Raw genomic sequence first — 22,591 nt, 5'->3', positions numbered from 1 at the left:
CTTCCACTCGACGAAGAGGTAAAAGAGGTTGACCGACCAGGCGAAGAAGACCAGGGACTCGTACAGGTTCGTGACCGGGATCCGGCCGATCCCCATATTGTACGACTCGGCCCAGCGGACGCCGATCGCGGCGGTGGAGACGATCGCGGCGACGATGCAAATCCATGTCCCTACTCGCGCGAGGGTGTCTTTCTTGCCGTAAAGGGCCGCAACATAGTTCACGGAGGCGGCTCCGAACAGAAGGGTCGTCAGGTCGAAGAGTCGTACATTCAGCATGGTTCAGGCGGCTCCTGTGGAAACGGTGAAAATAAAAATAGCACGTTGGGATTATACCGCGAGCGCCTTCAGATCGCTCTGGATTTTCTCGAATTTCTTTTCGAAGGCAAGTCGGTTCTTGCTCGCGGAGCCGGCAAGGACAACCTCCACGCGGCCGTCCGCCGAAGGCGTCAACCGTACCCAAAGGCGTTGGTGAGACATGAAGAAAGCGATGAGGATCCCGATCACCATCAGGGTACACCCCACCCAGACGATGTTCACCCCCGGGTCTTTCGCCACCTGGAGGCCCGTGTAGAACGCCTGGTGCAGGCCCCCGAAGGAAAAGGAGTACCGATCCTTCCGCTGTCGGTCGAAGTCGGGGCGCGCCTGCGGCAGCCAGAACCGGGCGTTCTGCTGCCCCGGCTTCTCCAGCTCGACGAGGAGGGCGGGGCCTAACCCCTGGTAATCCGGCTGGTAATCCATCCCGGTGACCCCCCCGTATCCCGGGATCTCGACCGGCTGCCCCGCGTAGAGCGAAAGGGTCGTCACGGGGGCGCCGCCGGCATCGCGGACCGTCACCTGCGCCGTGGCGGACCCGGCCTGCCCGTAGCTCGACTGGTAGAACCAGATCCCCTTGTACTGGAGAGGGTCGTTGACGACGATCTTCTTGCGGAGCACCTCCCGGCCGTTCTCGATGACGCTCAGGTCGGAGGCGTATTCCTTCGGCTGCTGGGTCTGGTGCCCGTGCTGGTCCGTGTAGAAGGTGAGCGTGAACTTGTTGCACCGCACCGCGAAATCGAGGTCGACCGGTTTGGTGCCGCCCCGCGTCGGAACCTGCCGGATCGACTGCCCTTCGAGGATATTGACGAATCCCTTGAAACCGAGCACGTTGCCGAAGATCGCCCCGATGAAGATGATGACGATGGAAGTGTGGGTCACGTAGACGCCGAACCGCGAGACGATGCCCTTCTCGGCATAGAGGTGCACGGCCTCGCTGCTCCGCGTCACCAGGGGCTTGCCGATGGACTGGCCCATGGCCCCCGCGTACCTGTCGGCCCACGCATCCGGGGATCCCTTCTTCTTCCACCGGGCCACCAGCCCGAGGCTCTTCTCGAGATTGTCGTCGAGGGTCGTTTTCGGGTTCCGGACGACCTTCACGACCCGCGGTAGCCGGTCGAGGGTGCAGCAAGAGAGGTTGACGGTGAACAGGACCAGCAGGAGCAGGAACCACCAGGAATGGTACATGTCGAACAGGTTCAGGGCATCCAGCATCCGGATGGTCGCGTCGCCGTAGAACTGGCGATACTTCTCGATCGGCTGGTTCTGCTCGATGATCGTTCCGAAGACGGAGGCGACGGCCAGGATGATCAGAATCGTGATGGCCAGCTTCAGCGAGGTGAAGAAATTCCACACCTTGTCCATCGCGGATTGGCTGCGCTTATCGTCCGACATGGGGATTCACCTTCGAGAGATGGGAAAATCTTTTACGGTAAAACTTAAAAATTCAACCATAAATAATAGCGGAAAGTCAAATTAAAACGAGAGAGGGCGGGATCGCCCGCCCTCTCCATCCTGCCGGGACCCGTGTGCCCGATCACTTCTTGTGGCACTCGTCACACTTGGTCGGCCCCTTCGCCATCTTCTTGTGGCAGTCCTTGCAGGTGGTGTGGAACGCTTCCTTGAGCTCGACCACCTTGCCTTCCGCTTTGGCCTTGTGGCAGTTGGAGCATTTCTCCTCCTTGCCGGCCTCGTTCTTGTGATGGCAATCCTTGCAGGCCTTGGCCCGCGTCGTGTGGGCCTTGTGGTTGAACTCCACGGGCCCCTTGGTCTTCTGGATCTCCTTGATGGTGATCTTCTCTGGTGCATCCGCGCTGATGACCAAGCCGGCGGAGAACGTCACCGCCAGGACGATCGTCAAAAAAGCTGCGAACTTCTTCATCCGTACTCACCCCCTCTCTTGTTGGTTTATAGCCAGAGATTGCACCGGGCACAGCGTTCCGCTTCGTGATGAACACCTTCTTCGGTCAATCTCTTTTCCACTTCCTGAAAAGTCCGCCGCCTTTCTTCCGGTGAAAGCCTTGGAGCTTCGCTGCGGATCCGCCATTCGGGCCGGTCGGATATCTGGGGCTCCCCCGCGCGGCGGTAGTTGTCCTCGAACCGCGCTTTCCTGACTTCTTCGACGCAGAGGTCCTCGTAGATATTCAGGGCGGCCGCCCTTCCGGAGGCCGAGGCCTCGACGACCGTCCCGGGGCCGCGTACGCAGTCCCCGCACACATAGGCGGGAATTCTAGTTTCCTTCTCCTTAAAAAGCAACCGATAAACGTGGCGGGCCGGGTCCAGCGTTTTCCGGGAGGCGGAAGCCGGGAGGAAGTCCGGCCTGGGACGGCTGCCGACGGCCATGACGATCCTGTCGGTGCGGACCTCGAATTCGCTTCCGGGAACCGTGTGGGGCAGGAAGCCCCCCTTCGCGTCGAACTCGATCCGGTCCACACGGAGCGCCTCGAACCCCGCGACCCGCCCCTCCCGCAACAGGAACTTCTTGACCGCAGTGGAGGGGAGAATCCTGCTCCCTTCCGCGATCGCATCCTCCACTTCCCATGGGGAGGCGGGCATCGTCTCGCGGGATTCCAGGCAGGCGATCGTCACCTCCTCCGCCCCCAGGCGGATGGCCGACCGCGCGACATCGACCGCGACGTCCCCGCCCCCGATGACCACCAGCTTGCCGTGAATCGGGCGCATCTCCCCGCGCCGGATGCGGGCGAGGAACGTCATCGCGTCGAGGAATCCTTCCTCTTCCCCTCCTGCCCCCGGAAGTCGGACCGCCTCTTCCGCGCCGACCGCCAGCAGCACAGCGTCGAATCCCTCGCGCGCAAGATCCTCAAGGGCGGAATCCGCGTCCAGTCGCTTCCCCCCCTGGAAACGGACCCCCCGGGCGAGGATGGTGCGAATGTCGCAAAGCCCGGCCTCGTGAGGGAGGCGGAACTCGGGGGCGCCGTACCGGATCTTCCCTCCGGGCTCCGCGTTCGCATCGAACACGGTGGCCCGGCACCCCAGCCGCGCAAGCGTGTCGGCCGCGGAAAGCCCGGCCGGCCCCGCCCCGACAACGGCTACCCGAGGCGAGGGGATCCCCTCGCCCGTGGCCGTGGAAGGCGGGATCCCCACAGCGTACCCGACATCGGCCAGGTAGCGCTTGATCGCCATGATGGAGATCGGTGCATTGAATTCGTTCCGGACGCACACCTGCTCGCAGGGATGCGGGCACCCCCTGCCGCAGAAGGCGGCAAAAGGGAGCCTGTCGTGGACGAGGGCAAGCGCCTCGAGCGGGCGCCCCTCGCGCACGAGGGCGATGTAGTCGGGGACGTTGATGTCGGACGGGCAGGCTGCCTGGCAAGGCGCCACTGTTTCCCTGAAGCCGCGGCCCGCATCGACCCAGGCGAGGTAATAGATCAGGCCGAACGCCAGCAGGAGCAGGGAGTGCCCGGTCGTGGGACCTTTCCAGACGCTGATCACCAGCCCAAGGCTCAAGGGGATGAGCGCGGCCCAGAAGGCCCCGTGGAGACGGCGACCGCTGTAAAAATGCCCGATGCCGGGGAAGATCAGGGACAGCTTCGCCGAGGTTCGGAGGATCCTCGCGCGTTGGATCTCCCAGAGGAGGCGGTCCCGCTGGTCGACCCTGCCGGAACAAGGCTGGCACCTTTTTTCCTCTCCCTTGCGCTCGACCTCGCAAAGGATGCAGTCCTTGTAGCCGTATCGGAGGAGGTTTTCCGGGCGGAGGAAGTCCATCACCTTGCTATTTTCAGGCGTGCGTACCTAAAAATGCAAGGGTGTCCCCACGAATTAGGTCCCGATAATTTCGTTCAGCCCTTCAACGACTTGAGCCAATTCCTCAGGGGTTACACCGGGCCCAGCTCACAGGCACTGCTGTTGGTGTTATCAACAATGCCGATACGGCAATTGCCACATTCACTTCGCCTGCCACCGGCACCTACTCATTTATGCTGACGGCGACAGATACTACTGCCCGGACCGGTACAGCTACCGCGATGATCACCCGATGGACGGCTACGCCGTCCGCGCTATCCTTCCCCGGCCTGAAGGCCGAGGCTTGTCGCGCATCAGGGTCAACAAACAAGGGATCCGCCAAAGTCCAATTCGTTTGGGGGCGTGCAGGGTCTTGTCGGCCTGATGACAACCACGCCAACCGGTAGCGATCAGCGGCGATCGTTTCAGGAGCCGGTAGTCGGATGCTTTGCAGGGGAGACCTTCTGGAGCTTCCTCAGAAGTTAGGGGTATCGTGAATCGAGTCGCCGTTCCGGTTAATGTGCCACCGGTCGCCCGCCATCACGCCATAGCCGTCCGCAACCCCGGTGAAGTCCTGGAACGTGTTGTCTAGGACCACGGAAATATTGTAGAAGTCGTACTTTGTGGGCTCGAAACCGACCAGGACGACGTTGTCCGTGTAGACGCCATTCTCGCTGAAAAAGATCGCCTGCGTCTTTTGGAGGTGCTTGAGCGCTGTCTGCGCCTGTGTGAACCGTGCCTTGGTCACGAACTTGCTGTAGGTCGAGAAGGCCAGTACCGCCAGGATCGCCGTGATGGTGAACACGATCAAAAGCTCAACGAGGGTGAACCCTCGGGGGGGCCTTCGGATCGGGGCCCCGCTCATGTCGCGGCAGGCCCTTGCGGATCTTTCTCCCCTTGCCGCGCCTTGCCCTGCTCCTCCGAAACCTTCCTGGACAGGCTTTCCAGGAGTTCGGCCGTGGTGTGGAAGAAATCTCCACGCCGGAAGGTCACCTTCTGTGGGTAATCTCCCTCCAGCATCCGACGGAGGATGGAGTTGATCCGGAAGATCGGGCCGACGACACGACGACTGAAGAAAAGGGTGTAGAGGAACACTCCGCCGAAAATGAACAGCGCGGCCGGCCACACGCGGCGGTGCAGCACGAGAAGCTCCCTCGCGGCCGGCTCCAGCTCTGCAAGGTCGCTCCCCGTAGCCAGAAGAACCAACGAGGGGGCGAACACGATGACGAGGCCGCCGATGAAGAACGCGAGAAAGCCGAACATCATCCGCCATGCGAGTCCGAGCTGGAATTTCCTGTCGATCAGGCGGGGCTTCCGGCGATTCCCGGGATGAGCCACGTTCGCCTCCTCCGGCCGTTTTTGACATTCTATTGTTATCTGGCTAAATAATTCAACGATCATCGCAAATGTACGTCGTCCGAAGGCAGCGTGAAACGTCGGGGAGAGGGCGATCCCGTAGGAGACCTTGTCGCGGTGCGGCACGGGGCTGCCACGCTCCACAAGGCCACCGTGGAACATTCCTGGTTCATTACAGGGATGCGGGAGAGGAGTGTCTCCGCCCACCCGGTCGGCGCCCCGTGCCGGTTCAAATCCCCCTGGGGACGAAAACGAAAGAAATGGCGATGAATGTCGGGATTAGACCGATAAGCCTCGCGCGTTCTCGTCCTCCTGCTCGCCGGGATCGCGGGAGTCATCACCTTCACCGCCTCCGGCCAGAAGGCGCTCGCGACCGTCGTATCCGCCATGCAATCGATGTGGCGGCGGTGACGGGAAAAGAACCGTCTAAAAAAAACCGGCCGGTTCGAGAAACTCCCTCGGGATCAAGATCCTTAAGCCTTTTAGTGATGCGGAACTCCTGGTCGGATCCACGGAAAGCAGGTCCTTATCGCCTGTAATCAGGTAATCCGCCTGGATGGAGGCGCACAAACCGAGATAGGCATCATCCATCCGCCCGCCCGAAGACTTCGGAGGAGATCAGCCGGCCTCTCATCGACTGCAGTGGCTATGCTCAGGTGCCCGGTCCGGTTAAGGCACGGTCGTCCAGAAACGGATTGTGGATTCGAACGCCGGAAATCTTTCCTCCGGCCTGGAGATCTTCCGACCAGACGACGGTTGCACCCTGCGCAGAGGCGCTTCGAACGATCATTCCGTCCCAGAACGAAATGCACGCTTTCTCGGCGATCTCGATGGCGCCAAGGACATCTTCTATCGACGGACGATGGATCCGCCAGGCACCCATGTCGCCGATGATGGTCCTCGCCCTCTCCGGGCGAAGGGGTCTCGCGATTTTACGTGTCGTGATCACGAAGAACTCTTGGAGCACTTGGATGCTCGTGCTTCCCGCGTTCCCGCTCCACAACCTCTCCATCAATGCCGCGGCCCTTCGGTTTTTCGGACCCGCCGACCTGTCGTAAGCATAGACGAGAACGTTCGTGTCGACGAACTCAACGGCCATGGAGGTCTTCTCTCGTCCAGGTCGCCTTGCCCTTCGTCCCCAGGTCCGGAGGGTTCTTGAGCAATGCCGCCTGCCTGTTTCTCGCCCTCCGATAAGAGACGTCGTCCCGGACCAGGACTTCCAGCGTCTCTCCCAGCAGGGCCGACAGGGACATTCCTTTCTCCACGGCGATGTGACGCGCTTCCTTCAATATTTCCGCCTCGATGGCCACGGTCACGTTCTTTCGAGCCATGTTCTTCTCCCTCCTTTCCCATCTACGCATATTGAGTGTAACACGAATCCTGTGTTACCACAACAACAGAGGGAAGGACACAACCGAGGGAAGAAAAAAAACCGTCCAGAAAACACCGTTCTGAAAACCAGGGTAATCCGCAAGAAACCCCTTTATTATTGATGGCGTCCCCAGCCGGATTTGAACCGGCGTCGCCGCCGTGAAAGGGCGGTGTCCTTGGCCGGACTAGACGATGGGGACGCGATGAAGTGCTCTGGTGAGCCCAGCAGGAATCGAACCTGCGACCCTCTGATTAAAAGTCAGATGCTCTACCAACTGAGCTATGGGCTCCCCGGAAACACATCATGCTAACGGCGGGCAGCGCGAAGTGTCAAGCCCGGAACGGATTCCTGCGGACGATCGTCTGGTTCCGCTCGGGCCCCACGGAAACCAGGGAAATCTCCACGCCGGACACCTCTTCGAGCAGACGCACGTATTTCTGTGCCGCTTTCGGCAGGTCGCCGAACTCCTTCGCGTCGGAGAGGTCCTCCTTCCACCCCTCCACCTGCTCGTACACGGGTTTCACCCCTTCGAATTCAGCGAGGAGGAGGGGCACTTCGTCCCGTCTCGTTCCGCCGATTTCGTAAGCGACGCAGATGTTGATCCGCGGCAGCCCCGAAAGGACGTCGAGCTTGGTGAGGGCAAGGCCGGAAAGGCCGTTCAGACGGTGGGCGTAACGAACCACGGGAGCGTCGAACCAGCCGCAGCGGCGGGGACGCCCCGTCGTGGAACCGTACTCGTTCCCCCGGTCCCGGATCCGCTGCCCTTCCTCGTCGAACAGCTCCGTCGGAAACGGCCCGCCGCCCACGCGGGTGGCGTACGCCTTCGAGACGCCGATGACGCCGCTGATTTTCGTCGGGGGAACGCCGGAGCCCGTGCACGCCCCTCCCGCCGTGGTGTTGGAGGAGGTGACGAAGGGGTAGGTCCCGTGGTCGATGTCCAGCAGGGTCCCCTGGGCCCCCTCGAAGAGGACCTTCGCACCCCGGTTGATCTCCTCGTTGAGGAAGCTCGAGGTGTCGATGAGATGGGGCTTCAGCCGCTCCCCGTATCCCAGGTACTCCTCGAAGGTTGACTGGAAAGGGATCTCCTCGGCCTCGTAGTAGTTTTTCAGGAGGAAGTTCTTCGGCTCGAGATTGGCCTTGAGCTTCTCCGCGAAGGTGTCCGGATGGACCAGGTCGCAAGCCCGGATGCCGTTCCGTGCGATCTTGTCCTCGTAACAGGGGCCGATCCCCCGCGCCGTGGTCCCGATCTTCCGGCTCCCCAGCTTCTCCTCGCGCACGCGGTCCAGCACGATGTGATACGGCAGGATGATGTTGGCGAGGAGCCCGACCTTGAGCTGCGCGTCGTCCTTCAGGTAGCCGCGCTCCTTGAGCCGGCCGACCTCGGTCAGCAGGACCTTCGGGTCTATGACCACGCCGTTGGCGATGACGCACTTCTTCCCGGGGTGCAGGATGCCGGAGGGGATCAGGTGGAAGACGAACTTTTCCCCCTTGACCACCAGCGTGTGCCCGGCGTTGTTCCCCCCGGTCGACCGCACGATGATGTCGGCGAACTCCGAGTAGATGTCGACGATCTTCCCTTTTCCCTCGTCGCCCCACTGGGCGCCGATGACGATGATGCTCTTCAAGTAGGTCGCCTCTTTCCTAGAACGTCAGAAATTTTGCGGCGGTGATGTTGGGAAGCTTGCTCAGTTGCTTGAGGACGGGCTCGGGAACCGGGTGATCGACGCTGATCAGCGAAACGGCGGTCCCCCCGACCTGCATCCGGCCCAGTTGCAGGCCGGCGATGTTGATCCCCTTCTCCCCCAGGAACGTCCCGACCCGTCCGACGACTCCGGGGACGTCCTGGTTCTGCAGCATCAGGATCCCGCCCGAAAGGTCCGCCTCGATCGGGAAGGAGTTGATTCTCACGACGCGGGGGGCTTTGCCGAAGACGGTCCCCGCAACGGAAGAGTCGCCCTTCTCCGTCACGACATGGACGCGGACCAGGCTCGTGTATTCCTCCGACCGGGCGACCTTGGTCTCCGTGACCTTGACGCCGCGCTCCTCGGCCACCATGCGGGCGTTGACGAGGTTGACCTCCTCGGTCTGGTACTGCAGCAATCCTTTCAGGATCGAGATGGTCACCGGAGCGGTGCTCAGCTTTCCGACCTCCCCGATGTACTCCACCTTCAGCTCTTTCAGCGGGGTATCGAGCATCTGGCCGTGGAAGGCTCCCAGCTTCTCGCCCAGCTCCAGGTAAGGCTTCAGGGTCGGAAGAAGCTCGGCCGAGACCGACGGGAAGTTGACGGAGTTGCGGATGGTCCCTTTTTTCAGGAAGTCGCAGATCTGCTCGGCGATGAGGACCGCAACTTTCTCCTGGGCCTCCGTGGTGGCGGCGCCAAGGTGCGGCGTGAGGATCACGCTGGGGTGCTTGAAGTACGGCGTGTCCGGCGGAGGGGGCTCGACGGGGTAGACGTCGAGCGCCGCGCCCTTGACCTTTCCCGATTCCAGCGCCGCATGCAGGTCGGCCTCGTTGATCAGCGCCCCGCGGGCGCAGTTGATGAGGAAAACCCCCTTTTTCATCTTTTCGATCGAGGAAGCGTTCACCATGTTCTTCGTCTCGGGGGTCAGGGGCGTGTGAAAGGTGATGAAGTCGGACCGGCGATACAGCTCGTCGAGAGTAACGTACTCGACGCCCAGCCGCGCCATGTCGTCCTTCGACACGTACGGGTCGACCCCCAGTACGACCATTTTCAAACCCAGGCCCCGCTCGGCGACGACCTTCCCGATGTTCCCCATCCCGACCACGCCCAGGACCTTGTCGGTGAGCTCCGTCCCCATGAACTTGCTCTTCTCCCACTTCCCTTCCTTCATCGAGGCGGTGGCCTGGGGGAGCTGGCGCGCCAGGGCCATCAGCATCGCGATGGCATGCTCGCCCGTGGTGACGGTGTTGCCGCCCGGGGTGTTCATCACCACCACACCCTTCTTGGTGGCCGCCACCTTGTCGATGTTGTCCGTACCGCTGCCCGCGCGGCCGATCACCTTCGTGCGGGACACCTTCTCGAACGCCGCGGCGGTGGCCTTCGTGGCTCCACGCACCACGATACCGTCGTAGTTGTCGATGACCGCTGCAAGCTCCTCCGGGGTCATCTTGCTCTTCACGTCGACCTCGATCCCCTCCTTGACGAAGACGTCGATGCCGACCTTCTGCAGGTTGTCGAGAGCCAGAACTTTCATGGCGGGCCACTCTCCTTTCGAAGGGTTGTTATCCCTGCTTCACGCGTGCGAACTCCTCCATGAACCCGGCGAGCGTGTTCACCCACTCGTAGGAGGCGGCGTTGTACATGGAAACGCGGATTCCGCCCACGGAGCGGTGCCCCTTGAGCCCCACCATGCCGCGCTTTTTGGCCTCCGCGATGAACTCCGCCTCGAGGTCCTCGCCAGGAAGCCGGAAGACCACGTTCATCACCGACCGGCTCTCCCTCTCCACCGGCGACCGGAAGAACCGGGAGTTCGCGTCGATGACGCCGTAGAGCCGTGCCGCCTTCTTCCGGTTCACTTCTTCCGCCTTGGCCAGGCCGCCCTGCCCTTTGAGCCAGGAAAGGACGTTCCGGACCATGTAGATTCCGAAGGTGGGGGGGGTGTTGTAAAGGGACCTGTTCTCCGCGTGGGTGCGGAACTGGAAGATCTTCGGGATGTCCTTTCTCCCCTTCTCCACAAGCTCCTTCGATACCACCACGACCACCACGCCCGACGGGCCGATGTTTTTCTGCGCGCCGGCGTAGACCAGGCCGAACTTCGTGATGTCGAAGGACCGCCAGAGAAAATCGCTCGACATATCGGCGACGAGGGGCACGGTGCCGGTACCGGGGAAGGCGCGGGAGCCGTCGACGTTGAATTCCACGCCGTGGATGGTCTCGTTGGAGGTGATGTGCAGGTAGGCGGCCCCGGGGTCGACCTTCACCTCGGCGGGAGCCGGCACGCGGGTGTAGCTCTTCTCCTTGCCTTCGCCGGTGCCGATGTTCTGGACCGCCAAATTGGCGCCGAACAGCGCCGATACGATTTTCGCCTCGCCGAGAGCCTTCTCGCCCCAGGCGCCGGTGACGAGGTACTGGGCGGTTTTCCCCTTCTCGAGGAGGTTCATGGGAATCTCCGCGAACAGCGACGTGGCCCCTCCCTGAAGCAGAAGGACCTCGTAGCCCGACGGGACGCCGAGGAGCTCCCGGACAAGGGCGATGGCTTCGTCATGGACCGCCTCGTACTCCTTGCCTCGGTGGCTGTGTTCCATCACTGACATGCCGCTCCCGGCGAAGTCGAGCAATTCGTCGCGGGCTCGCTCCAGCGCAGGAAGAGGAAGGGTGGCGGGTCCGGCGTTGAAGTTGATCTTTCGGCTCATCGGCAGCACCTCCATGGTTGTTGGGGGGAGAAGCAAAGGAATGTCTATCAAAGGCACCAGGAAAAGTCAATGCAAGCAAGTTGGGGGGACACTTGGCGTGGAGATAGGAATGTCCCCCCGAGGATCAGGAGAGCTCCCCGGCGTGCAAAAAAAATGGGCAGGGGGATTGTGTCCCCCTGCCCGGGGCGCCCCTGCCCTTGTGGGGCGGGACGGTCCTTACCGAAAAAAAGCGATTACTTCTTCGCCGGGGGCGCCGGGGCCGGGGCTGCCGGGGCCGGGGCTGCCGGTGCCGGGGCCGCCTTCGCCGGGGCTGCCGGTGCCGGTGCCATTTCCTTCTTCATGGGCTCCGCCTTCGGAGCTTCCTTCTTCGCCGCGGCCTTCTTCGCCGCTACGACCTTGGAGGCAACGCCGTCGGAGTAGGTTGCCGTGACCTTGTCACCCAACTTGAACCCGTCCAGCTTCACCTTCTCGCCGGCCTTCAGCTGCACGGTTTCCTTCTTCCCCTTCACCGAGAAGGTGCCCGCCGCCGCATCCAATGCCTCGATCGTGCCCGTGACGACCTTCGGCTTGGCCTTCTTGGCCGCTTCCTTCTTCATCGGCTCCGCCTTCATCGGGGCTGCCGGTGCCGCCGGGGCTGCCTTCGCAGGCTCCGCCTTCGCCGGGGCTGCCGGTGCCGCCGGGGCTGCCGGTGCCGGGGCTGCCTTCTTCTCCTCGGCGGCAACTGCCATGACCGCAAGCGACAGGGCGAACGCCACCGCTACGAACAACGCGAAAAATTTCTTCATCTTCCTTCCTCCCTACCGAGAGATTATGATACGAGATAAAGAAGAACATCCAAGAAAGGTGCCAACTTTTTTGCATGAATTTCCTTAATAATTACGGAATGTTTCTTCATGTGCCGGCCATAAGCCGGCGGATTCTTTGCCCATATGGGTAACGGATTCCTCAAATGGGCACAAGGGTCAGGACGGGATGATCCCGAACTTCTTCAGGCGATAAACATAGGTTTTGTAGCTCATCCGGAGGAGCTCGGCGCCCCGGGTATTAACCCCCCCGGACAATTCCACGGCCTGACGGAGGAGGCTTTCCTCCATCTTCTCGAAATCGATCCCCCTGGGTGGCAGTTCGTATTGGTGAGACATGGACGGTTCCGTGGGAGAGGGTTCCTTTTCGCCCCTGACTTCGGGAGGAAGTTCCGCGGGCGTGATCATTCCCTCCTCGGCCAGGACCACCGCCCGTTCGATCGCCGAGGAGAGTTCCCGTATGTTCCCGGGCCAGGGATAACACATCATCAGCCGCATCGCGTCCTTCGTGATCTCCCGGACGGGCGGAACCCCCTTCTCGCCGTGCTTGTCCAGGAAATGTTTCGCCAGCGCCGGGATGTCCGAGATCCGCTCCCGCAGGGGCGGCAGGGTCAGCTTCAGGATGTTCAGACGGTAAAACAGGTCGGCTCCGAACCTTCCGCCCTTGACCGCCTCCTCCAGCTCCCGGTTCGTGGCCGCAATGATCCGGACATTGGCCGTGATATTCTCCTTCCCGCCCAATCGGCGGATCTCCCGGTCCTGGAGCACGCGGAGGAGCTTCGCCTGGATTCCCCGCTTTACCTCGGAAATCTCGTCGAGGAAGATCGTCCCCCCTTCGGCTGCTTCGAAGAGGCCGATTTCCCGGCGGTGGGCGCCGGTGAAGGCTCCCCGTTCGTGCCCGAAGAGCTCGCTCTCGATGAGGGCTTCGGGCAGGGATGCGCAGTTGACCGCCAGGAAGGGGGCGTGGGCACGATCGCTCAACGCGTGGATGTTCCGGGCGATCACCTCCTTGCCGGTTCCGCTCTCTCCTCGGAGGAGCACCGTAGCCTCGCTCTTTGCAATCCGCGGCAGGATTCGCTTGATCTCCCGGATTTCGGAAGTATCCCCGATGATGGCGGGAGCCCCCGGGAACAACTTCTCCGAGAGGACGCGGTGCGACTCCCGCAGGCGAAGGTTCTCGATCGCCCGCTCGATGATGATGAGAAGCCTTGCGCGGTCCACCGGCTTCTCGAAATAGTAGTAGGCCCCTTTCTTGATCGCGTCGACGGCGGTCTGGATCGTCCCGTAGGCGCTGGTGAGGAGGATCGGCACGCCCGGATTCCTGGCATGGACCGCATCGATCAGCTCCTCCCCCGTCATCCCCGGCATGACGAGGTCGGTGAGCACGAGGTCGACCGGCTCCCGCTCAAGGGCCCGCAGGGCCTCCGCCCCGCTCCCGGCGAGAAGGGGAGAGTATCCTTCGCTTTTGAGAATCGAGCCCAGGATCTCCCGCTGGTTCCGCTCGTCGTCGACAACGAGGATCGTTCCCTTCACGCTCTCACCCCGCGGGCTCCCCAGGCAGGAGGATGTGGATCCTGGTGCCCTTCCCCGGTTGCGAATCTACCACGATTTTCCCCCCGTGCGCTTCCACGATCTTCCGCGTGAGATCCAGCCCGAGCCCCAGGCCCGACGGCTTCGTGGTGAAGTACGGCTGGAAGATCTTGTCGCGATTTTCCTCGGCGATTCCCGGCCCGGTGTCGCCGATCACGAGCTCGTACCCGCCTTCCTCCCGCGGGCCGGCCGAGAGGTGCAGTTCGCCGCCGTTGGGCATCGCGTCGATCGCGTTTCCCACGATGTTCAGCACGGCGCGCCGGATCATGTCGGGATCCGCCTGGACCGGCGGCCCGATCCGGAAATCGCGCCGGCACCGGATCCGTTGCGTCCGGAGCCGCCCATCCGCCACCCGGAGCACGCTCTCGACGATTTCGGGCAACTGCACCTCCGCCAGCGAAGGCGCCTGGGGACGGCCGTACGTGACGAAGTTGGTGACCAGTTCGTTCAGCCTCTGGATCTCCTCCTTGATCCGCCCGATGATCTGGGCCTTTTCCTTTGCCGCCTCCGGGGTGCCGCTGCCGGACAGCACGCCGAGATGGTCGATCGCCAGCGCGATGAAGTTCAGGGGATTGCGGATCTCGTGGGCGACGCCGGAGGAAAGGCGCCCGAGCTGGATCAGGTACTGGGTCTCGCGCACCTTCTCCTCCAACTCCCGGTTCTGGCGCAGCCTGGCGATCATCTCGTTGAACACCCGCGTGAGCCGCCCCACCTCGTCCTTCCCGTGCACCGGCAGCTCCTGGGACAGGTCGCCGGCCGCCACCTTCTCGGCGGCGTGCGCCAGTTCCTCCACCGGCCGGACGTAATGGGAGGAGATGCTGACCGCCAGCACGAGCCCGAAGGAGAAGATGAGCAGGGTGCTGAAGAACCGGAGATACAGGTTCTTCCGGATGGTCTCCGTAAAGTCCTCGATCCGCATGCGGACGTGGATATACCCCATCGTGTCGCCCCCCACCGTGACGGGGATCACGAGGTCCTTCGACCGCCCTCCCGGCGATTCCTCTCCGAAGGTGGCGTTGATGACGAGCTTCTCCGGGGGAAGCTTGATCCGGGACATCTTGCCGATCTTCCCGGGGTCGGTGCTGTCGATGATTCCCATGTCCTCTCCGACGATGGACACCTCGCGGATCCCCGTCTTTTTCAGGGACTCGACATATCCGCGGAGCCGGTCCTCCTCGGAGGCCGCAGGGGCGGTCAACTGGTCGATGCTCACGCGGATCGCGTTGGAGAGTTCCAGGAAGCTGTCCTCGAGATCGAGTTTCAGGCTTTCCCGGCCGAAGTAATAAGGAATGAAGACCGACCCCATGGAGCACGCCAGAAGGATCAGCATGACCATGGTGAGCTTGAACTGAAGCCCCCGGTCGGCGATCGACAGGCGAGGGAACCGCATGACTTCCTCCAAAAAATCCGGCCCCCGGAGGTGTTCCGCCGGGGGCCATTCAGTGAAGGGAACCCCCCTTCTAACTCTGTGGGGATACTCCTCAACTTTGGGGGGGGACACTCCTCAACGTGGAACTTGAGATAGGAATGTCCCCCTTGGGGACCCGTGCGGGCGAGGCCGGAGACCCCGGTCCCGGGGCGCCCGACAGGGCCTGGCGCACTTCGCCTGCGATCCGCGCCGTCCGCACAAGAACCGTTTCCACTGCGGATGCCGGGTGCCTCTCCGTCTTCACCCCCAGGCGTGAAAGAGTGACCACTTCCACCGACCCGTCCGGCAACATGGCCGCGGTCGACCGCACCGTCTCCTTGCCCGGCGCAACCATTTCGGAGCTCACGGAGCCCTTCCCGTCGTCGCGGATGGCCAGCGTGGAGAGGAGCGCCCCGCCCTTGCGCCGTTCGATGGTTGCGAGGGTCGTGCCGCCTTCCCTGGCGAGCGTCATCGTCACCGTCTCATCCCCCCATGCAACCACCTTCGTCGACGGTCCTTCCGCAATCGGGTTCTCGCCCGACCAGAACTCGATCAGGTTGAAGATGAAGATATCCAGGACACCGGTGAGCGCGTAGGGGATCACGAAGAGCCAGGTCACCGCGCTGCGGAGGTATTTGTCCTCCACCGACTGGTTCGCCTCGTGCAACATCCGCGTCAACTGGAACTTCCCGAAGCAGCCCGATGCCAACCATCCCACCGATACCACAAGCAGGAGCGACACCACCTTCGCAAACCGGTCTCTTCGCATCCTCCTCCCCTTCCTGATGTCCCCCGGGTTTCCCTTCATTGTAAGTGGGGGGGGTCGTCCATTCAACGGGTTAATGAGGAATCCCGCCTTCCTTTCGATTTCGCCGTCCCGTAAGATAGGGACATTCCGCGAAGGAGCAGCGTTTGCCCGTCCATAAAATAAACTTCCTGAAAATCACCATCTTCCTTCTCTTTGCGGGACTCGCGGGCTACGTGCTCTTCCTGACTCCCTTCGGAGGCCTCTTCCTCTCCCCGGAGGGAAGGAAAGAGCTGGTGGCGCGGATCGACCATTTCGTCCGCGCGGCGGGGGCCTTCGGGCCCGCCGTTTTCGTCCTGCTCTATGGGATCGGCGTGCTGGCTCTTCCCGCGACGCCGTTCACGGCGGCCGGGGCGCTGATCTTCGGGAAGTACCTAGGGACGGTGTGCAGCCTCCTCGGGGCCCTGGCCGGGGCGTCCGCCTCTTTCTTGCTGGGCCGCTACTTCCTGCGCGACTTCGCGGAACGATTCCTGAGCGGAAAACTGTCGAATCTGGACCGGAAGGCCGGAGAGCACGGCTTTTCGGTCATCTTCTACCTGCGCATTTTCTGGTTCCCTTTCATCGTCCTCAACTACGGCGCCGGGGCCACGCGGATCCGGTTCCCGGATTACTTCTGGGGGACCTTCCTGGGGATCCTCCCGGCCATCGCAATCGTCTCCTTCTTCTTCGGAAACCTGAGGGAGATCGTGGCCACCTTCCGCGGCCCGGCCGATCTTCTCCAGGCGAACATTCTCGTTCCCGCCATGCTGCTCGTCCTTTCCTTCTTGCTGCCCGGGACCATCCAGCGCATCCGGAAAGGCCGGGGCGCGGCGGAACTCCCGTGATGGGCGAATGACGGTATCCGTGATCATCGCCGCGCTGAACGAGGAGGCATCGCTGCCGGCGGCGATACGGTCCGGCCGCGAAGCCGGTGCGGACGAGGTGATCGTGGTCGACGGGGGCAGCGCCGACCGCACCGTCGAAATCGCGCGCCCGCTGGCGGATATCGTGCTCCGCCATCCACCGGGAAGGGCGGCCCAGATGAACGCGGGGGTTCGCGCCTCCTCGGGGGACATCCTGCTCTTCCTTCATGCGGATACCGTGCTCCCCCCTGGGTCCGTTGCCGCCATTCGGACGGCCGTCCGGCACGGGGAATTTCTCGGGGGGGCGTTTTCCGTGAGATTGTCCGTCTCTCCGTCCGCTTCCGCCTACCTCAGGGCGATTCTCCGGCTGACCGGAAGGATGATCGGCGTCCGCTCGATGCTTTTTCACGCCTACACGGGCGATCAGGGGATCTTCGCGCGGAGGGATGCTTTCGAGGCGATCGGCGGATTCCCGGAGATCCCCCTCATGGAAGACGTGGAATTTTCCCGCCGGCTCACCCGCAGCGGGAAGACCCTCCTGCTTCCCGCCCGGATCACGACTTCGGGCAGACGGTGGGAGGCCTTCGGGCCGGGGCGGACCATCCTGCTGATGTGGGGACTGCGACTGGCCTATTTCCTGGGGATGCCGCCGGAACGCTGTGCGGAAATCTACGGATGGAGCCGGGGCAGGTGACCGCGAACCGGCCGCGCGCACTGAATCGCTGGCTCCGCGTGGCGGGCGGCGTCGCGATGAACCTCTGCTTCGGCGCCGCGTATGCCTGGAGCGTCTTCCTCGGCCCCCTTCAGAAGGAGTTCGGCTGGACGCGTGCCGAGGTGTCGGTCGCCTTCACCCTCTCCATCGCCTGCATCGCGACGGGCGTCCTGATCGGGGGGCGCTGGCAGGACCGGAAAGGCCCGGCGCCCGTCGCTCTGTCCGGCGCGCTCCTTTTTTCGGCGGGGGTCTTCCTCTCGCAGTATACCCATTCCCTCTGGTGGCTGTACGTCTTCTACGGCGTCCTGGTCGGCTTTGCCAGCGGAGTCGGATACACCTGCCCGCTCGCCGTCGGGATGAAGTGGTTTCCCGACAAGAGGGGGCTCGTGACGGGCCTCATGGTGATGGGCTACGGGGCGGGGGGGGCGCTGATCGCTCCGCTGTCGGGGCTTCTCATCCACTGGTACGGGTGGAGGCCGACCTTCGCCATCCTGGGGACGGGGTTTTTCTTTGTCACCGTCGCCGGGTCGTTCTTCCTTCGAAATCCCCCCGAGGGGTGGCGCCCCGGAGGTTGGACAGCCCCTCCCCCGGGGGAGGGCGGGTACCGCACCCTCCACGAGTACGCGCCCCTCGAAATGATGCGCACCGGGACGTTCCTGCGGATGTGGCCCGCCTACGCGCTGGGGACCACGGCGGGGCTGATGGTCATCGGGCACCTTGCCGCCTTCGCCCAGGGGGCCGGGTTCTCCCGCCCGGACGCGGCCATCGCGGTCGGGATCCTGTCCGTCGGGAACGGGTGCGGCCGGATCGGTTCGGGATGGATGTCCGACCACTTCGGACGGACGAGGACGCTCGCCCTCGTCATGGGGGTGACGGCGCTTCTGCTCTTCCTCGAGACGGAAGTCGAAACGCGCCTTTTCCTCTTCGGGTCGGTGTTCCTGATCGGGTATTGCTACGGGTCCCAGCTGGCCGTCTTCCCTTCCGCGACGGCGGACTATTTCGGGGTGCGCAACCTGGGGAACAATTACGGCGTCGTGGTGACCGCCTGGGGAACCGCCGGGATCATCGGGCCGATGGTGGGCGGGAAACTCTTCGACGCTACGGAGAGCTACGCGACGGCTTTCCGCATCGCTGCGCTGCTTGCGCTCCTTGCGGCGATCCTCGTTTCGACGGTAAAACCGCCCAAGCCGCCGAAGCGGACCGAACCAGCCGGCTAAGGGATCCGGTCCGTCTTATTCCCAGGTCAAAAGCAGCGGCGTGAACGGATTCACCAGGTCGGGGTGCCGCGGAAGGATCCTCGCCATGTAGCCGTAGCGCCCGGTGACCCCGCACGGGATTTCCGCGCGGAAGATGTCCCCGCCCCCGTCCCGGCTCTCGTGACGCGCCCGGACGATCGCCCCGTCCCGGATCTCCCCCGACGGGTCGAGCAAACCGTGGCAGATCTCCACGGAAACGTCCTCCGGGGACAGCGATCCCAGATTCGCGCGCACGGCGACTCCGAATGCCGCGCCCACCGGGATCTCCCTCTCCTTCCGGATGTCCTCGATCTGGAGCCACAGCCGGGACCAGTCGGCGGTGACGCGCGCCCGCCAGGACGAAAGCGCCCTGGCCGCCGCGAAACCGTTCTCCTTCAGCCGCGCCCCCGCCCGGTGCGCCGGCAGGTAGCAGTTTTCCACGTATTCCTGGACCATCCGATTGGTGTTGAAGTAGGCGCCCAGTTTCCGCATCGACGACTTCATCATGGAAATCCACTCGCGCGGCAGCCCGGCCTTGTCCCGCTCGTAGAACAGGGGGACGATCTCCTGCTCGAGCAGGTTGAAGAGCGCCTCGCACTCGATGTGGTCCTGCCCTTCCGGGTCGTCATACACCTCGCCGCTTCCGATCGCCCACCCCGTATCGAGCGCGTGGCCCTCGCACCACCAGCCGTCCAGCACGGAGACGTTGAGCGCCCCGTTCGCCGCGGCCTTCATCCCGCTCGTCCCCGAAGCCTCGAGAGGACGTCTGGGGGTGTTGAGCCAGACATCCACGCCCTGCACCATGTACCTTGCCACGTTGATGTCGTAATCCTCGATGAACACCAGCCGCCCCAGGAGGCGGGGGTCCGACGCGAAGTGGATGACCGACTTGATGATCTCCTTGGCGGGATGGTCCTGCGGGTGGGCCTTCCCGGCGAAAAGGATCTGGACCGGGCGCTCCGGGTTGGTCAGCAGCCGGATCAGCCGCTCCGGCTGCCGGAAAAGAAGGCTTGCGCGCTTGTAGGTGGCGAACCGCCGCGAGAAGCCGATGGTGAGGTCCTCGGGCGAGAGCACCTCCTCGGCGGCCCGCTGCGCTGCCGGGCCCGCCCCCTGCCGCTGAAGCTGCCCTTTCAGCCGCTTCCGGACGAAAAAGACGAGCCGATCCCTGCGCGCCTGGTGGATCCGCCAGAGCTCGCCGTCGGGGATGGCGTCCACGCGCTCCCAGACCGAGGGATCGGCCGGCTTCTCGCTGAAGCGGGGGCCCATGTAGCGGAGGAAGAGCTCCCCCACCTCGTGGCTGAGCCAAGTCCGGGTGTGGATCCCGTTGGTGATGCCGCGGATGGGGATCTCGGATTCGGGCAGGTTGGGCCACAGGTCGCGCCACATTTTCCGTGAAGTTTCCGCATGCAGGCGGGACACCCCGTTCGTGAAGGCGGCGATCCGCAACGCCAATACCGTCATTCCGAAGTCGGGGGACCGGCTCGACGCCAATTGCCCCAGGCCGAGGAATTCCTGCCACGGGAGCTTCATCTCCTCCGCCACCGGCTGGAGATACTTCCGGACGAGGTCCGTCGAAAACAATTCGTTTCCCGCCGGGACGGGGGTGTGGGTGGTGAAGACATTGGAAGCGAACACCTGTTCCCGCGCCTCGGGGAACGACAACCCGTGCTCCGCCATCAGTGTACGGATCCGCTCGAGCGCAAGGAACGCCGAGTGGCCTTCGTTCATGTGATAGACCGTCGGGGAAAGCCCCAGCGCCCGCAGCGCCTGCACGCCGCCCATCCCGAGGAGGATCTCCTGGCGGATCCGCATCTCCCGGTCCCCTCCGTAGAGCGTCGAGGTGATCTCCCGCATGCGGGGAGAGTTGCCCTTTACGTTGCTGTCGAGCAGGTACAGGGGCGTCCGGCCGATCTGGACGCGCCAGATCCGCGCATTGACCTTCTCGCCGGCCATCGGCACCTCGATAAAAATCTGCTTCCCGTCCGGCCCGCGCTCCAGGGCGACCGGCATGTTGTACCAGTCGTTGTCGGGGTACAGCTCCTGCTGCCAGCCGTCGAGGTTCAGCCGCTGCCGGAAATATCCCTTCTGATACAGGAGCCCCACCCCGACGAGCGGCAGCCCCAGGTCGGAGGCCGATTTCAGGTGGTCCCCGGAGAGCAGGCCCAGGCCCCCCGAGTAAATGGGAAGCGCCTCGTCGATCCCGAACTCGCAGGAGAAGTATGCCGCGAGGAAATCCTTCTCTCCGCCGTGCGTTTCCCGGAACCAGCCCGGGGTCTGGAGGTAGCGGGTGAAGTTTTCATGCACGTGCCTCAAGTTGGCGACGAAGCTTTCGTCGCGCGCGGCGGCTTCCAGCTCGGCCTGCGTGAGGGAACCGAGCATCAGGATCGGGTTCTGGTAGGACCTCTCCCAGAGCTGCGTATTCAGGCGGATGAACAGCTGCACCGCGTCCCAGTTCCAGGAGAACCACAGGTTCCTCGCCAGATCGACGAGCGGGAGCAGTTCCTGGGGAATGTTCGGGCGGACGTGGAAGTGCCGAACTCGCATAGGGATCGCCTCTTTCCTGTGGAACCGTTACCGCAGGCAGCCTAAGATAGCATAGCAGGGTGCGGGAGATCGCAGCAACCTTTGCGCACCTTCCGCACGTTATTCCTTATACATGTCGAAAATTTCCCGGAACGTGTCGGAGTTCTTCTTGAAAAGACCCAGGATCTCCGGGTCGAAGTGATCGGGCGTGGTCCTGCCGTTGCCCTTGGTGATGATCTTCACGGCCGTTTCATGGTCGATGGGAGGTTTGTAGGGACGTTTACTCCGCAAGGCATCGAACTGGTCGATGATGTTCATGATCCGCCCTTCGATCGGGATCTCCTCCCCCTTCAACCCCAGAGGATACCCTTTCCCATCCCATCTTTCGTGGTGGGACAACGCGAATATCTCTGCGGACTTGAGGAAAGGGCTATCGGATACCTTGAGGATCCTTGCCCCGATGGTGGTGTGCGTCTTCATGATCTCGAATTCCTGCGGGGTCAGTTTGCCCGGCTTGAGAAGAATGGAATCCGGTACGCCGACTTTCCCGATGTCGTGCATGGGGGCGGCGTAAAACATGATACCGGCTTGTTCCGGGGGGACACCCAACTCCTTGGCAATAACCTTGGTGTATTCGCTGACCCGCTTGATATGGGTGTAGGTGTCCTCATCCCGGTACTCCGCGGCAAGCGTCAGCCGGTGTACCGTGTCGAGCAATGCTTCTCGAAGCTGCTTCGTTCTTTCCTCGACTTGCTCTTCCAGGACTTGGCTGTGAGATTCCAGGAAATCCTGGTATTTTTTTGCTTTCAGCAGGTTGTTGACCCGGACCACGAGTTCCGTATTGTCGACGGGCTTGCTTAAGAAATCGTTCGCCCCCGCCTTGAGCGCCGTGATCCTCGAGTCCCTGTCGGCCTGGGCGGTAAACATCACGACGGGGATGCCGCGGGTGCCGTTCCCGTCTTTTAACCTTCGGCATGTCTCCAAGCCGTTCATTTTCGGCATGGAAATGTCCAGAAGAATGAGATCCGGTCGAATCTCTTTCGCTCGTGACAGCCCCTCGAGGCCGTCAGGGGCCGACTCGACTTCGAAACCCTCTTTTGAGAGGAGTCCCCTTAAAACCTCCACCACAACCGGCTCGTCGTCGATTACCAGAATTGTCTCTTTCCGTTGCGTGTCCATGGCTTCCCTCGCGAGCAGTTCTCGATACGTATATCGGATAACATCAATACGTTCTTTAATCCCAACCCTGTCTCCGCGAGCCACAAATGAGCCGTATTCCGCACCCTGACGCGTCGGGTAGTAGCACTTCTTCCAGCAGATGGCCATGAGATTGCGTAAGGTTTATTGCTTATTTTTCCGAAAAGAACCACAAGGACAGGCTGCGGGTAAAATCATGCATGGAAGGGGGTCGGGAACTGGAGAAAGATTCCGGGTTTTTCTCTTTGATTTTAGACAACATCCGGGAAGACATCGTGGTCGTGGATGCGGAAAGTTACGAGATTCTCCACGCCAAC

General features: G+C 62.7%; 19 protein-coding genes, 2 tRNA genes and 1 pseudogene. 3 read left to right on the top strand and 19 right to left on the bottom strand.

Annotated features, from left to right (window positions below; translation table 11 throughout):
• The 17 genes and pseudogenes from A2Z13_04350 to A2Z13_04270 all read right to left on the bottom strand — a co-directional run bounded on the left by A2Z13_04350 (position 1) and on the right by A2Z13_04270 (position 15,768).
• Positions 1-276, bottom strand: a pseudogene (locus tag A2Z13_04350) (hypothetical protein).
• Positions 277-327: 51 nt separating this feature from the next.
• On the bottom strand, positions 328-1,707 hold the full coding sequence (locus A2Z13_04345; protein ID OGP81476.1) for a hypothetical protein: 1,380 nt from the start codon (positions 1,705-1,707) through the stop codon (positions 328-330).
• Positions 1,708-1,849: 142 nt separating this feature from the next.
• Positions 1,850-2,194 (bottom strand): hypothetical protein, encoded by a 345-nt coding sequence (locus tag A2Z13_04340; GenBank protein ID OGP81475.1) that lies wholly within the window; start codon positions 2,192-2,194, stop codon positions 1,850-1,852.
• Positions 2,195-2,220: 26 nt separating this feature from the next.
• Positions 2,221-4,038 carry a hypothetical protein gene (locus tag A2Z13_04335; protein OGP81474.1) on the bottom strand — a complete coding sequence of 606 codons (1,818 nt, stop codon included), beginning with the start codon at positions 4,036-4,038 and terminating at the stop codon, positions 2,221-2,223.
• Positions 4,039-4,531: 493 nt separating this feature from the next.
• On the bottom strand, positions 4,532-4,921 hold the full coding sequence (locus A2Z13_04330; protein ID OGP81473.1) for a hypothetical protein: 390 nt from the start codon (positions 4,919-4,921) through the stop codon (positions 4,532-4,534).
• Complete coding sequence (locus A2Z13_04325) at positions 4,918-5,394, bottom strand: hypothetical protein (protein ID OGP81472.1); 477 nt, start codon at positions 5,392-5,394, stop codon at positions 4,918-4,920. Before A2Z13_04325 ends, A2Z13_04330 begins: the two co-directional genes overlap by 4 nt.
• A 670-nt stretch (positions 5,395-6,064) precedes the next feature.
• Entirely contained in the window at positions 6,065-6,511 is a 447-nt protein-coding gene (locus tag A2Z13_04320) for a hypothetical protein (GenBank protein OGP81471.1), read from the bottom strand.
• Positions 6,501-6,773 carry a hypothetical protein gene (locus tag A2Z13_04315; protein ID OGP81470.1) on the bottom strand — a complete coding sequence of 91 codons (273 nt, stop codon included), beginning with the start codon at positions 6,771-6,773 and terminating at the stop codon, positions 6,501-6,503. Before A2Z13_04315 ends, A2Z13_04320 begins: the two co-directional genes overlap by 11 nt.
• A 132-nt stretch (positions 6,774-6,905) precedes the next feature.
• Positions 6,906-6,983 (bottom strand) — tRNA-Glu (locus A2Z13_04310).
• Positions 6,984-6,997: 14 nt separating this feature from the next.
• Positions 6,998-7,073: transfer RNA gene (locus A2Z13_04305), tRNA-Lys, on the bottom strand.
• A 40-nt stretch (positions 7,074-7,113) separates the two neighbouring features.
• Positions 7,114-8,409 (bottom strand): adenylosuccinate synthase, encoded by a 1,296-nt coding sequence (locus A2Z13_04300; protein ID OGP81469.1) that lies wholly within the window; start codon positions 8,407-8,409, stop codon positions 7,114-7,116.
• Positions 8,410-8,425: 16 nt separating this feature from the next.
• Complete coding sequence (locus A2Z13_04295; GenBank protein ID OGP81468.1) at positions 8,426-10,000, bottom strand: phosphoglycerate dehydrogenase; 1,575 nt, start codon at positions 9,998-10,000, stop codon at positions 8,426-8,428.
• A gap of 28 nt (positions 10,001-10,028) precedes the next feature.
• Positions 10,029-11,159 (bottom strand): phosphoserine transaminase, encoded by a 1,131-nt coding sequence (locus A2Z13_04290; GenBank protein OGP81467.1) that lies wholly within the window; start codon positions 11,157-11,159, stop codon positions 10,029-10,031.
• Positions 11,160-11,392: 233 nt separating this feature from the next.
• Positions 11,393-11,944 carry a hypothetical protein gene (locus A2Z13_04285; GenBank protein OGP81466.1) on the bottom strand — a complete coding sequence of 184 codons (552 nt, stop codon included), beginning with the start codon at positions 11,942-11,944 and terminating at the stop codon, positions 11,393-11,395.
• 177 nt (positions 11,945-12,121) lie between these two features.
• Complete coding sequence (locus A2Z13_04280; GenBank protein OGP81465.1) at positions 12,122-13,495, bottom strand: Fis family transcriptional regulator; 1,374 nt, start codon at positions 13,493-13,495, stop codon at positions 12,122-12,124.
• A 4-nt stretch (positions 13,496-13,499) separates the two neighbouring features.
• Complete coding sequence (locus A2Z13_04275; protein OGP81464.1) at positions 13,500-14,942, bottom strand: hypothetical protein; 1,443 nt, start codon at positions 14,940-14,942, stop codon at positions 13,500-13,502.
• Between the two features lie 91 nt (positions 14,943-15,033).
• The gene (locus A2Z13_04270; protein OGP81463.1) at positions 15,034-15,768 is read right to left on the bottom strand and encodes a hypothetical protein; all 735 of its coding nucleotides are present in this window, start codon (positions 15,766-15,768) and stop codon (positions 15,034-15,036) included.
• 104 nt (positions 15,769-15,872) lie between these two features.
• Here A2Z13_04270 and A2Z13_04265 point away from each other — a divergent pair, with 104 nt between their 5' ends.
• Genes A2Z13_04265 through A2Z13_04255 form a run of 3 tightly spaced genes read left to right on the top strand, consistent with a single transcriptional unit; the run spans position 15,873 to position 18,536 of the window.
• Entirely contained in the window at positions 15,873-16,589 is a 717-nt protein-coding gene (locus tag A2Z13_04265; protein OGP81462.1) for a hypothetical protein, read from the top strand.
• A 7-nt stretch (positions 16,590-16,596) separates the two neighbouring features.
• Positions 16,597-17,301: a hypothetical protein gene (locus A2Z13_04260; GenBank protein ID OGP81461.1), complete on the top strand. Its 705-nt coding sequence runs from the start codon at positions 16,597-16,599 to the stop codon at positions 17,299-17,301.
• Positions 17,283-18,536: a hypothetical protein gene (locus A2Z13_04255; GenBank protein OGP81460.1), complete on the top strand. Its 1,254-nt coding sequence runs from the start codon at positions 17,283-17,285 to the stop codon at positions 18,534-18,536. Before A2Z13_04260 ends, A2Z13_04255 begins: the two co-directional genes overlap by 19 nt.
• 15 nt (positions 18,537-18,551) lie before the next feature.
• Here the strand turns inward: A2Z13_04255 and A2Z13_04250 are convergent, their stop codons facing one another.
• Positions 18,552-21,098 carry an alpha-glucan phosphorylase gene (locus A2Z13_04250; GenBank protein OGP81459.1) on the bottom strand — a complete coding sequence of 849 codons (2,547 nt, stop codon included), beginning with the start codon at positions 21,096-21,098 and terminating at the stop codon, positions 18,552-18,554.
• 99 nt (positions 21,099-21,197) lie between these two features.
• A complete protein-coding gene (locus A2Z13_04245) occupies positions 21,198-22,256 on the bottom strand; it encodes a two-component system response regulator (GenBank protein OGP81458.1) in 1,059 nt (352 codons plus the stop codon).
• Positions 22,257-22,591 lie beyond the last annotated feature (335 nt).

This window comes from Deltaproteobacteria bacterium RBG_16_64_85, from assembly GCA_001798885.1.
Taxonomy (GTDB): domain Bacteria; phylum Desulfobacterota; class Deferrimicrobia; order Deferrimicrobiales; family Deferrimicrobiaceae; genus FEB-35.
Note: the sequence above shows the minus strand (reverse complement) of the source record. Positions and strands in the feature narration are given on the sequence as shown.